The organism is Actinomycetota bacterium (assembly GCA_014360655.1).
Lineage (GTDB): Bacteria > Actinomycetota > Geothermincolia > Geothermincolales > RBG-13-55-18 > JACIXC01.
The window spans coordinates 126745-138561 of the sequence record JACIXC010000007.1 but is presented as its reverse complement, the minus strand read 5'-3'; the positions used below and the strand labels follow the sequence as shown (position 1 = coordinate 138561).

The window sequence follows — 11817 nt, the reverse complement described above, 5'->3', positions numbered from 1 at the left end:
AGACGGTGGTTTCCGGATCCATTGATCCCGACGAAGAAGCAGAGCAAGACAGTACCTATTTCGAGTAGATTTTTTTATGAGTCAACGAATGGTCTTTCGTGTAGATTTTAATTTGACGCAACGGGATGGTGGACACCCCCTATACTTGCTTTGTGTAAAAAAGAAGCAGAGCAAGGAGGTGTCCAAATGAAGGGTTCAGTTGGAACCACTACTAGTATCTACCACACCAGGCTTCCCCATCAATGGGAGTTGGAGAGAATGATGGCCTCCCCTTATGCTATAATCTTTGCGCGGCTGAAGAGAGGGGCCCTTAGCTCAGTCGGCAGAGCAGCGGACTCATAATCCGCGGGTCGCAGGTTCGAGTCCTGCAGGGCCCACCAGTAAAAGACCAGGTCAGGGCATATATTCCCCGGCCTGTTTAATTATTCTCTATGCTGCGAGAAGAACGGCCAACAAGGATACGCATCACTTGCCTTCAGGGCCTTCTTCCGATGGCGCTTACCCCCGGTGGGAAGAGGGCATGGTGAGTTCCCGAAGAAATAACCGGCGTGGCGGGGACCTTGCCAAACAGTCTATTAAAGTACACGTAATAATGTGATACACTAATTCACGTGGAGGTGACATGCATGGACAACCAGAACGTGACCTTGTCCATTCCCAGGGAGTTGTTGAAGAAGGCGAAGCATGTGGCCGTGGAACGGGGGGTTTCCCTCTCCGGGCTCATGGTCCAGATGCTGACCGAGATCACCAGGAGGGAAGACGAATACGGCAAGGCGAGGGCGCACCACCTGGCGGCGCTGTCAAAACACGACCTGGGAACTCGAGGGAAGGCCGGCTGGAAGCGGGGAGATCTCCATGCCCGCTGAAACGGAAAGACTCCAGTTCGTGGATACCAACGTCCTTGTTTATGCCCATGACCGCTCCGCGGCCGCCAAGCACGAAAAGGCAAGGGCGCTTGTCGCCGAACTGTGGGATTCCCGGAAGGGCTGCCTGAGCGTCCAGGTGCTGCAGGAGTTTTACGTGACGGTTACGCAGAAAGTGAGGAAGCCGCTCAGCCCCGAGGAGGCGTTCATGGTGATCGAGGACCTCTCGTGCTGGAAGGTGCACGCGCCCCAGGCCCAGGATGTCCTCGAGGCCATAAGGATTCAACGAACCCACGCCCTTTCCTTCTGGGACGCCATGATAGTGCGCAGCGCCCAGGCCATGGGGTGCGGGAACATATGGTCGGAGGACCTCGGGCACGACCGGGATTACGGAGGGGTGAAGGTGAGCAACCCCTTCGCCGGCCGGGGCGCTTGAATCCTTGGGTGAAACACGGCGAGGTACGGGGTACAACCGCCGTCTTCGGTGCGAGCACGGGAACTGCCTGAAGGCGCCGGGATCGCGGTTGGCGGGCGCGTCCCCCGGATTTCCGGCGCTTGACCTCCGAGGATGACCGACCGCAGGGCGAAGAAGCGGCTCAAATCCCGGCGAAGGCCTGGCCTGATATTCAGCTCTCAGCAGTAGAGGGAGCGGTGGGCGGGGTCCATGGCGTTGAAGGCGGCCTCGGCCTCGTCTGGAGGCAGGACGACCAACTCCCCGTCCGGTTTCTGCAGCACGCAGCCGGAGCCGTGAAGGAGCTTCACGTTTTCCCTTGTCTCCTCCTTGTTGCCCCAGCAGACGAGCTGGCAGTTGCCGCAGGTGAGGTACTGGCGGTAATTTTCCATGGCCGTGTGCATGAAGCCCCCCGGCATGGGCGGCCGCCGGTTGTAGAGCTCCACCGCCCGGGCGAACTCCTGGAGCAGCCGCTCGCGGTCGTCGGGCACCGGGAAGCGTCCCGGGGACCAGGTGGACCATTTCCCGGAGCGCGCCAGCCCGGTGAAGCCACCGCAGCAGAAGTGGCACAGCAGGTAATCGCGGCGGGCGGCGTGGCTGAAGGTGACCCCGCCCAGGGTCACCGACGTCTCCTCCTTGTTGTCGAACATCCCCAGGGCGCACGCCTTGTAGCAGAGCTTGCACCTGTCGCAGAAGGATTCCTCATCGGGTACGGGCTCGGTGGGTTCCAGGGCGGCGTCGGTCACCGTGGTCCCCAGGATGACGGCGGTCCCGCGGCCCTTGATGCCCACGTTGCCGGACCAGCCGTAGGAGGCCGCGCCGGAGCGCACCGCGATGTAGCGGTGGCTGATATCCGGGTAGAGGTGGAGCTGCCATCCCTCGTAGTCCTGGCGGTACTTCAGGTTGGCCGCCGTCCCCTTGGCCTGGTGCCCCTCCCGCCTGAGCATCTCCGCCAGCTCCCACGAGAGGTCCCTGGAGCGCAGGTTGACCGCGACGTTGTCCTCCTCGTGGCCGTAGCGGTCCTCCTTGGCCAGGAAGGAGCGGATGCGGTCGCGGTCGAGGGGGAGGACGAAACTCACCGCGGAACGCGCTCCCTCCATGCGGTAGGTGATGTCGGCGCTGGGCGGGCCCCCGGAAAGGGTCTCCACGGTGGCGATCCCCACGCTGAGCGCCCCGCGCTCCAGCAGGAACTCCTCGATCAAGGCTTCCAGGGACATCTCCCTTCACTCCCTCCCTTTGCAGGACGTTGAAAGTCACCTGATGACATTCTGGCAGCAGCCTTCAGCCTTGTCGAGGGCTTGTAAGATGGGGTCACATCTTCGATCTTCGGTTGTTAAGCATAAACAGAATATTGAAGATACGACCCACCGCCGACAATCTCAGATATCTATCCCTTCCGAAGATCGAAGATGTGACCCCGATCTCATGAGCGGAACCCGGCTCACCAGGCGAGGTAGACGTCGGTGCCCTTCATCATGCCCGCGCACCCTATGACCAGCTTGTCCTGGTAGAGGGCCATGGTCCTCACCCCGTAGTTGAGGGCGGTGGAGATGCCGTTGGGCACGCGGGATCCCCTGCCCACCTCCACGGCCCACTCGCCGTCCCTGGTCACGGAGTAGAGGTAGAAGCCGCGGCTCAGGTTGAAGGTGCCGATGAAGAGCCGGGAGTTCGGGAGCTCCTCTCCGCCCGCACCCAGGGGATAGACGATGCCCTCCCAGGCGTAGTAGTTGCCGGCGTCGGTGAAGCCCTTCTCGGCGACCAGCTCCCAGTCGGCGTTGCTCCTTATCCCCGCCGCGGGGTTCGCCGGCCTGGAGGCGTAGACGTCGAAGCCCGACGAGAAGTTGACCGTGAGCACCCATATCCTGCCATTGAAGGGGACCAGCTGGTGCACGCCGATGTTGCTGCCCTTGCGGATGCCGAACTCCGCCACCCGGGACCACTTGCCCGACGCGAAATCGTACTTGTAGATGCTGAACCCGAAGAGCCTCCAGGTGCCCACGAAGAGCTCCTCGGCGCCGTCCCCGTCGTCGTCGAAGAGGCACATGTCCGCCATGGCCAGCGACCCCATGTTATATATCCAGCCGAAGGGGCCGGTCTCCAGCTTCTGTACGCTGGTCACCAGCTCCCAGTCGACGCCGTTGGCCGTGCGCCATATCTGCCCTCCCTGCACGCGCATGGCGCCCACGTACAGGTGATCCCCCACCGCCAGCATGCCCCTGCCCGACTCGTTGGCGGCGCCGTGGCCGAAGCCGTTGCCGATCTTGGCGCCCCGGCCCACAACCACTTCCCAGTTTGTGCCGTCGAAGGTGCGCCATACCTCGAGGCCGTCCTTGAGGTTGATGGTGGTCCCGTAGATGGCGGGGCCGCGGTCGGGTACGTCGTCGGGATCGTCCCAGACCACCATGTTCCTCAGCCCCATGTTGTCGATGTCCCCCAGGCCGTTGTCCACAACGCGTGTCCAGGTCCTGCCCAGGGGCCCGCCGTCGTACCTCCAAACCTCCGTGCCTGAGGTTGTGCCGGCAAGGAAGCCGGGGCTGAAGAAACCGAGCACGAGCTGGAAGATGCTCAGGGGCGTCCTCAGGTTCCAGGTGCCCACGTAGATCTTACCCTTGAAGTTGACCATGGACCACGAGTAGCGGTTGTCCGGGTTGCCAAAACCTGGCAGGTTGATGTCCTGGAAGTCGCCGAGCGCGGGAGGGGCCGAGAGCCCCGTCACCGCCTGCAGCGTGGTACCGCTCCCCTGGGCGCCGGGGTCGACGGTATCCCCGGACGGCTCGGATGCGGGTTCCCCTTCCACCGCCGTTCCTCCCGCGGGCTGCTCCTCTGCCAGGGCCGGCGCCAGCGCGAAGAGCGCCAGGCACGTGGCCAGGAGAAGCGCGAGGCAAAAGACGCTGATCCTGCTGCCCATTTCCTTTCCCCCCCTCACTCGTTTTGACATCCCCCTCACAGTGCCCGGGACGGGTGGCCTCGTCCGCGGGTCGCTCATGCCTTCGCCGGGTTACCGGAAGCGCGCGGGGGAGTGCCCTGCCCGGTGTCCGCTCCCGCGGAGGATATTCACCCGTGCGCCCTCCCCGCCTGGAAGCGGTTTTCGCCGCCCACCCGCTGGCGCGGCGCGATGAAGCCGGGGCGGGCTTTCCCGTCTGAGACATTGCCGGGCCGCAGTGGGAGCGGATCACTCGCGGAAGGATTCCCCCCGGTCTTCCTTTCCCCGCCCAGCCGTGTTCACCGGCATTTCAAATTATATTACGGCTGCTCACGAACGGGAAAGAGAGGGCGGCCGCACATTGAGGTCGACGCAACAAGGTGTTGGTAGAGGCAACCGCTATTCGGCGCGGGAGGGAAAGCGGGCGCGTCAATCCTTTGTGTCGGCCCGGTAGAGCATTCTGTTTTCCCATACCCTCCGCAGCGACTTTTCGGGCCACCATCGGCGGCAGGCCGCCCGGGCTTGCGCGCGATAGGCAAGGCGTTCACGGCAGCGCGAAGGGAAGGCGAAAGCCTCGCCCACTTCGGCGTCGGCGAAGAGGCGTAGTCCGGCGTTTGCGGACGTCCGGGGTGAAATGTACGGCGTGCATGCCTTTGCGAAGAGAAGGAAAACAGGTCAGCCGCCGGGACCGAAGTAGGGCATGATGGTGGTCACTTCCTTCTCCCGCGCGGCCGCCAGGGCCTCCTTCACCGTGGCGTATTGCGTGAGCTCCCACAGGTTGGCCACCGTGGGGGGCAGCAGTGGGAAGCGCCCCTCGCGGCAGAGCTCCAGCGCCAGGCCCGGCGCGATCCAGAGGAGGGAGGCGGTCTCGTCCTCGTCGCACAGGGGGTCCTGGCAGGGGGGAGCCGGGGCCAGGAAGAAGCGCGTGTCGAAGCGCACGGGCATGATCTCCGGGGTCACCCAGTGGGCGAAGTAGGTGAGGCGGTCCAAGGCCAGGCGCAGCCCCTCCTCTTCTACCATTTTATGGAAGGTGATGCCCCCCGCCCTCAGGCGCGAGCGCAGGGCGGCCAGGCGCCCGCCCCCTTCCCCCCGGCAGGAGACGAGGGTGCCCGCGTGGTCCCCTCCCTGGCTTTTCACATCTTCGCGCGGGCCCTCGCCCCGGCACCCGGGCGCCGTATCTGTGTGCTCTCCGGCACCCGTAAAACCCTCGTAGGCGAGGAGGATCCCGGCCTCCTCGAAGAGCTCGCGCACCGCGGCCACGAAGAAGCCGAGGGCCCGCGGGGGAGGAAGGGGATCCTCGAAGACGTCCGCCGCCCGGCGCGGGTCCAGCCCGGCGCAGTGGCGCGCGAATTCCGGGTCGCAGTCCTCCTCGTCGACCATGCCCCCGGGGAAGACGTACATCCCTCCCGCGAAGGCGCTGTTCGCGTGGCGCTCCACCATGAGCACCTCCAGCTCCCCCGCCCCGGGTGCCTCGCGCAGCAGGATAAGGGAGGACGCCTCCCTGGGGACCACGGGCATGATACCTCCTCGTAAGGTCACCAAGTGCCGTCGCCGGCTTTCCGGCTTTGTAACATGGGCTGACTACGGCGGAAAGCCGTAGGCCTGCAACTCATAATTAAACGCCTGATCCCCGCTGATTCCAAGGCTTTTACCTCTTACCGCGCTTCGGTGAAGCGGGTGCGATGCTCAGCGCATGCGTTCATATACTTTCCGCATGGGCCTTCCCAGCATCACGCGGTAGAGGTTGGGAGACAGCCTTTTTACGAGGTACATGAAGTGCGCCATGGGAGTGAGGATGACCAGCGAACGCCCTTTTTTCATGCCCTTGAGGATGATGGCCGCCGCCTTGTCCGCTGACATGCGCGGCATCACGCCGTAGGACATCTTGGTGAGCTTCTCCCTGTTGTATCCCCTCACCTTGATGTGATCCACGATGGGGGTGCGGATGTTTCCGGGGCAGACCAGGGTTACGGCGATACCGTGCGGCTCCAGTTCATGCTGCAGGGTCTCGGTCAGTCCCACCAGACCGAACTTGGTGGTGGAATAGCCCGACAGGGTCGGCATGGTCACCAGTCCTCCCAGCGATGCGATGTTCACGATATGGCCGCTTTTTCGCTCTATCATCCCGGGAAGGAAGGCGTTGATGGTGAGGATGGGCCCCCAGAGGTTTACCCCCATCAACCACTCCCAGTCCTCGAGCGTCGTGTCCGCGAAGTCCGCCCAGACGAAGACCCCGGCGTTGTTGATCAGCACATCCAGGCCGCCGAACTCCTCCTGCACCTTCACGGCCATGGCGCCGACCTGTTCCCGGTCGGACACGTCTACGACGTAGGGCCTGTTCCGCGCCCCCATGCCCTCGAGCAGCCCCGAGGTCTCGACCAACGCCGGCTCGTCGACGTCCACCAGCAGGACCACCGCCTCTTCGCGCGCGAGAGCGAAGGCCAGTTCGCGCCCTAAACCGCTGGCGGCTCCGGTGATCAGCGCCGTCTTTCCCCGCAGGTCGTGCATGGACTTGCCTCCTTGCCGGTCGCCCTGCCTGACCTCACGTGTATTTCACTACCGTCTTCGTTTTTGGACGGACGCTGTTTACCGCAACAAAACGTTGTCGTTCTTCTGTCATGCCCATATCGCTGAACATGAGCTGGGTCAATGGTTATTTTCCAATTTGACCTTCTCGCCCGTATCGGGATCAATCCCGTAATATCGCCCGTCAAAATGCTTCTTTACAGGGAACCTTTCTCCCAGGCCCCAAACCTCTTCACGTTGAGCCTCATATGAGTCGAAGCCTTTCCGATATATACGATAGTCTTTACCATAAATTGTCTTTCTCTTAGAATACTCTTCGTCATTCATGAGATGAAAAATAAAGGCCAAAATGGCAATGCCACAGCTAATCGTGAAGACAAACGCCCAAAGTCCGAAGTTTAAAAAACCCAAGCCAATCATTCCAAGCCTGTCTATTGTGCGCCCATTACTTAAGTATTGTAAGCGTTTCCAGTATCTACCTGTACCTTTACCTAAGCCCAACTTCCTTAGTACGTCAGCCTTGGCAATGGCCAGAATAATAATCGAGAATAGAAAGATAATAGAGCCGGTTGCCAAGAAGACCAGAGCGGTAACTTCTCCTCCTGAATAACCTTCTTGAATATAAGAATCATCAGAAAAGCTACCCGATATCGCCATTGTGATCAGGCCAATACAAATAACGGTTAGGCATAAACAAAGAAGTAACAAGCTGATGCGTTCCATTGGGGTAAGACGCTCTGGGCGGATGTTCAAGGAATGCGCTTGTCCTGGGGGTGTTGCATAATACTTGTAGGCTGAGGGCGGAATCGGCAGGTTATCAATGCCTGTTTCATCTTTGTTGGTGTTAGGAGTTTGCATTTCAAGAGAGGTGCGGGATACAGGCTCAGAGTCATGAGGACGAGGTATTCTATACCCACAATTAGTGCAGTACTTCCAGTCACTGAGGAGCTGTTTTCCACACTGATTACAATAGAACACATGCCCTCCTTTCTACCGGTATTATTGAGTATTTCCCATATAAACAACCCGTTGACAGTATTCTATCATCTTGCAGGCAGGTTGAAATATATAGGCCCCGCTTCCCTCTTTTCCCCGTGATGCTATGCCTCGTTTACACGCCGAGAAGTGCAATTTCAGCGATATCCTAAGATGCTTGACCACTCGAGGCGGGCTGCGTATGTAGTTGCCTTTCTCTTAGTGCTGCTTCAGGTCGGAGCCATGGCCGGGGACTTGATGCGGGAAAGGACCCCGGCGAACAGCTCCCCGGGGATGGGGGGAAGGCAAAGTTTCTCAAGGAAGCAGGGGCATGGGTGTCAAATTTTGAGATCGAGGGAACGATAATAGCAAGTGTGAGTTATTCATCGGGCAACCCGGATGCCGGTACGGCAAGCCGGCGCTCGTCCTGGCACGGAGGTGATCCTGTGTGAAGAAGAGAGTCCTGCCGCAGGGATCGCACCCGCGAACAGCCCCCTCTTGGATTCCGTAGACGATCCCTCATGAAGAAAAAGTCCCCTGCGAGATCGCACGATATACGCCCCTAACCGTGTTTCGGAGACCGTCTCTTATGGGAGAAAGGGGAACATGGCGCGAGGATCACGCCCATAAACGGTCCCCTTCCAAGTCCAGGAGGTGATCCATTATGAAGAAGAAGGTCCTGCCGGTGATCGCGCTCGCCGTGATCGTGGCCGCGTTTCTGGCCGTCTGGTTCCTCTACCCCCGGGGGGAGAAAGGGGAGGAGGGAGGCGCGGCCCGGGGGGCGATAGACCTCGGCCGGGGATTTTCCTACTACGAGACGGGCTACTCCTACCGGGTGGCTGCCGGTAAGACTCAGGGTGCCTTCCGGTCGGGGCAGGAAGCGGACATCCTGCTCTCGGGGGTGGATTTCAACGATGCCGGGGGGAGCCTCTTGTTCAACCATCCCGGTAACCTGGCCACCGACGGCAACCGCCTGGTGCTGGCCGACCGCAACAACAACCGGGTGCTGGTCTGGAACCATCTGCCCGACGGCAACCGGGAACCGGATTTGGTACTGGGGCAGAAGGACTTCACCACCAACGGGCCCGGCAGCGGGTTGGAGGGCATGAACTGGCCGGTGGGAGTGGCCACCGACGGCAGGCGCCTGCTGGTGGCGGATACCTACAACGACCGCATCCTGGTATGGAACGAGTTTCCCACCCTCTCCGGCCAGGCCGCAGACTACGCGATAGGAAAGCTGGACGACCTGCCGCCCATGGACGACAACAGCAGGTCGATCGAGTGGCCCTGGGCGGTGTGGACGGACGGGGAGCGGCTCATCGTGACCTCTACCGGGAGCGGGAGGGTGCTCATCTGGAACCGTTTCCCCCCGGACGGGAACACGCCTCCCGACATCCTCCTGCGCCTGAAGGAAAAGTTCGGCACCCCGCGCAGCATCGGCTGTGACGGGAAGCACCTGATCATCGGGGATCACAACGCGTATGGGAGAGATCGCGGGAATTTCTTCTGGAAGAGTTTCCCGGCAAGGGACAACCATGAGCCCGATTTTTTCATGGCGAGCATGGTCGCGGGACCCCCGCAGCCCGCACCGCAGACACAGCAACCGGGGCAGCAGGGACAACCGCAGCAACCGGGGCAGCAGGGTGCCGCCGCGCCGCCCGGGGGGAACGCCGTGCCGCAGCCCTCGCCTCAACCCGCGCCGCAAGCGGCGATGGTGGGGGAGATATTCTGGGGGCCGGTCTTCACCGCGGACGGGAAGTTGCTGGTCCTGGGAGGCGACAACCGCATAGGCATCTGGAACTCCTTTCCGGAGAACGGGAACGACTATGCCGACCTCGTCGTGGGAAAGATGGGCATGCCGGGGCCGTTACCGGGACCCGGCGCCGGCGAGGCGAAGGGTTACGAATTCAAGGGCGGCGACGGTTCCTCCATGGCCCTGGCGGGAGACAGGCTGTACCTGTCGTTGTGCAACGCCAACAAGATCGTGGTCTTCAACTCCCTCCCCACCTCCTCCGGGGACGAGCCTGATTTCGCCGTGGGCGCTCCCGATATTCACACCAACACGCTGGAAACGGAGTTCATCATGAGCAACCCCAATCCCGCCTCGGACGGGAAACACCTCTTCGTCTCCTCCGACTTCGACCGCAGGTTGTACGTGTACCGTGAACTGCCCGACCAGTCGGGGGCGAAGCCCGACCTGGTCTACAACCTCCCCGACGAGCCCTGGGACAACGCCCTGCACGGGGGGGTGCTGGCCCTGGCGGGCAAGAGGAGCGTTTACATATGGAGATCGCTTCCCCTGGAGCCGAGGCTCCCCGACATCATCCTGGAGGAAAGAATCGGAAACGTGAGCCTGCAGGAAGTGAAGGGAGTGGCCCTCGACGACCGCTACTTCTACCTTGCCGATACCATGGCGGGTAAGATATACGTGTGGGAAGGGCTCCCCGAGAGCGGGTCCGACCCCGTCCTTACCCTCGAGGCGCCGGAGGGCGTGACACGGCTCTCGAGCGACGGCAACTACCTGGCGGCCACCTTCACCGCGTCGCCCGGCGGAGGCGACGTGCGACTCTACCGTGTCGCGGACCTGGGCGGCGCCGTCCAGCCGGTGTCCCTGGCGCGGACGGTGAGCATGAACCTGCCCCAGGGGGCGACGGTGGCGGGCGGAAAACTCTTCCTCTGCGACACCAATTACAGCCGCGTCTACGTCTGGGAGGACGTGGAGAGGGCTGCGCGCGGGGAAAAACCCGACGCCACGCTGGGCAATCACGAGGAGAACCTGCCGCGGGAGGCCCTGAAGCCGCGCACGGGGAAGGCGAGCCTCTTCTGGCCGGCCTGTGCCGCCTACGACGGGACTTATCTCTGGCTGGGGGAGTTCAAGTTCTCGGAGAGGTTGCTGCGCTTCAGCCCCCGCTGAAGGCGGGAAGCCTTACGTCGAGGGCTGGAGCGCAAGGCCCATCCGCCCGGACCCGGCACGCCGGGAACGTTCGACCCGCGCGTCTCGAGGGATATCCCGGGGGTAAGGGACCGTTCCGCGCCGTCTCTCAGGGCGTCTCCAGGGCGGCCGGGATGTCCCCGTCCGGGGGTACTCCATCAGCACTTCGGAGATGAAGATGCACCGGATGATGCTTTCCCCGTCGAGGGCGAAGTTCAACAGCCTGGCGATGGGGACGGCTTCGAAGTCCACCTTCGCGTAGACCCCGTGATCCTTACCCCGTGATCCTTGTATGTTGCACCCGTTTTCCTTGTACGCCTGCCGCTTCTCGTCCGCGAGCACCGGGAATGTGTAAGGGTAAGGGTTGTCCTCCAGTTACTCCTTCATGGCCCGGCTCTTCCGGGCCGGCCCATGAGCCGCCCCCCGACCAGCGCTCGGCGTTTGCCTGCGACCTCCCCGCCCACTATCCCCAGGCGATTTTCCAGCGCATGTCAGGGTCATCGAAGCATATCTCGTCCGGGTCGAAGTGATCGGGGTCGAAAGCGCCACCCACCCAGGTCATCGCCTCGTGATATTCCTCGTGATCCGGGTCGGCGATGATCTCCAGGAATCGTGCATATCCCCCTGCTCCTCCAACATCTTCCGGAGGGCAGGCCCTCTTGCCCGTTATACACCTGGGGTATTCCACGCCTTCCTCGCGGGGGAGTATTTTTTCCAGCTTTATCCCGTGCTCCCAACCGTCGCCGAAATCGTACTCGTATTCCGCGAACCTGTTTTCCATGGTGAAGTATTTCGCGATCTTTTCCTTCCGGCCGAACAGTAATTCCTCATCCTCTTCGAATTCCTCGTCGGGGACCCCGATGCGTACGGCGGTTCTTTTTTCCGGGTGGGGAACCGTGAACTCGTGCAGGTGGTAATCCAGCCAACCCATGGCGTCCTGGATGGCCACGTGGAGATCCCAGAACGTATACGTGCCCGGCACCTGAATGCGCCGCCATATGGGAGGCGTGATTTCCCGCAAAGTGATCTTGAACTGGTATACCTTGGCGAACTTTGTCTTCATGACCATTTCCCCTGATAACGTAGGCCCCTCCCGCACAAGGCGGGCGGGGACAACCGGCTTCGCGCGTCATTGTCGTTTATTATA

At 61.8% G+C, this 11817-nt stretch carries 10 protein-coding genes and 1 tRNA gene; 4 read left to right on the top strand and 7 right to left on the bottom strand.

All coding sequences use genetic code 11. From position 1 onward, the window contains the following. The first annotated feature begins 304 nt into the window (after positions 1-304). From H5T73_06905 to H5T73_06895, 3 genes are all read left to right on the top strand, one after another. Positions 305-380: transfer RNA gene (locus H5T73_06905), tRNA-Ile, on the top strand. Positions 381-626: 246 nt separating this feature from the next. After that, on the top strand, positions 627-866 hold the full coding sequence (locus H5T73_06900; protein MBC7247490.1) for a CopG family transcriptional regulator: 240 nt from the start codon (positions 627-629) through the stop codon (positions 864-866). Next, a complete protein-coding gene (locus H5T73_06895; GenBank protein ID MBC7247489.1) occupies positions 856-1299 on the top strand; it encodes a PIN domain-containing protein in 444 nt (147 codons plus the stop codon). The genes H5T73_06900 and H5T73_06895 overlap by 11 nt, the downstream gene beginning before the upstream one ends. Positions 1300-1496: 197 nt before the next feature. Here H5T73_06895 and H5T73_06890 read toward each other — a convergent pair whose 3' ends face one another. The 5 genes from H5T73_06890 to H5T73_06870 form a co-directional block, all read right to left on the bottom strand. Then, on the bottom strand, positions 1497-2531 hold the full coding sequence (locus tag H5T73_06890) for an epoxyqueuosine reductase (protein ID MBC7247488.1): 1035 nt from the start codon (positions 2529-2531) through the stop codon (positions 1497-1499). A 224-nt stretch (positions 2532-2755) separates the two neighbouring features. Next, entirely contained in the window at positions 2756-4222 is a 1467-nt protein-coding gene (locus H5T73_06885) for a hypothetical protein (protein MBC7247487.1), read from the bottom strand. A 690-nt stretch (positions 4223-4912) separates the two neighbouring features. Further along, positions 4913-5755 (bottom strand): NUDIX hydrolase, encoded by an 843-nt coding sequence (locus H5T73_06880; protein ID MBC7247486.1) that lies wholly within the window; start codon positions 5753-5755, stop codon positions 4913-4915. Between the two features lie 168 nt (positions 5756-5923). After that, a complete protein-coding gene (locus H5T73_06875) occupies positions 5924-6745 on the bottom strand; it encodes an SDR family NAD(P)-dependent oxidoreductase (protein MBC7247485.1) in 822 nt (273 codons plus the stop codon). Between the two features lie 138 nt (positions 6746-6883). Continuing rightward, positions 6884-7741 (bottom strand): zinc ribbon domain-containing protein, encoded by an 858-nt coding sequence (locus H5T73_06870; protein MBC7247484.1) that lies wholly within the window; start codon positions 7739-7741, stop codon positions 6884-6886. A gap of 661 nt (positions 7742-8402) precedes the next feature. Here H5T73_06870 and H5T73_06865 point away from each other — a divergent pair. Next, positions 8403-10652 (top strand): hypothetical protein, encoded by a 2250-nt coding sequence (locus H5T73_06865; protein ID MBC7247483.1) that lies wholly within the window; start codon positions 8403-8405, stop codon positions 10650-10652. A 12-nt stretch (positions 10653-10664) separates the two neighbouring features. On the opposite strand, the gene H5T73_06860 is transcribed toward H5T73_06865, so the two are convergent. Beyond that, positions 10665-11012: a hypothetical protein gene (locus H5T73_06860; GenBank protein MBC7247482.1), complete on the bottom strand. Its 348-nt coding sequence runs from the start codon at positions 11010-11012 to the stop codon at positions 10665-10667. 121 nt (positions 11013-11133) lie between these two features. After that, complete coding sequence (locus tag H5T73_06855; protein ID MBC7247481.1) at positions 11134-11733, bottom strand: plasmid pRiA4b ORF-3 family protein; 600 nt, start codon at positions 11731-11733, stop codon at positions 11134-11136. Positions 11734-11817 lie beyond the last annotated feature (84 nt).

Excerpts from the sequence above, each read along its gene's own strand:
- H5T73_06885 (MBC7247487.1), bottom strand. The coding sequence starts at position 4,222 with ATGGGCAGCAGGATCAGCGTCTTTTGCCTCGCGCTTCTCCTGGCCACG.
- H5T73_06875 (MBC7247485.1), bottom strand. The coding sequence starts at position 6,745 with ATGCACGACCTGCGGGGAAAGACGGCGCTGATCACCGGAGCCGCCAGC.
- H5T73_06880 (MBC7247486.1), bottom strand. The coding sequence starts at position 5,755 with ATGCCCGTGGTCCCCAGGGAGGCGTCCTCCCTTATCCTGCTGCGCGAG.
- H5T73_06865 (MBC7247483.1), top strand. The coding sequence starts at position 8,403 with ATGAAGAAGAAGGTCCTGCCGGTGATCGCGCTCGCCGTGATCGTGGCC.
- H5T73_06890 (MBC7247488.1), bottom strand. The coding sequence starts at position 2,531 with ATGTCCCTGGAAGCCTTGATCGAGGAGTTCCTGCTGGAGCGCGGGGCG.
- H5T73_06895 (MBC7247489.1), top strand. The coding sequence starts at position 856 with ATGCCCGCTGAAACGGAAAGACTCCAGTTCGTGGATACCAACGTCCTT.
- H5T73_06855 (MBC7247481.1), bottom strand. The coding sequence starts at position 11,733 with ATGAAGACAAAGTTCGCCAAGGTATACCAGTTCAAGATCACTTTGCGG.
- H5T73_06900 (MBC7247490.1), top strand. The coding sequence starts at position 627 with ATGGACAACCAGAACGTGACCTTGTCCATTCCCAGGGAGTTGTTGAAG.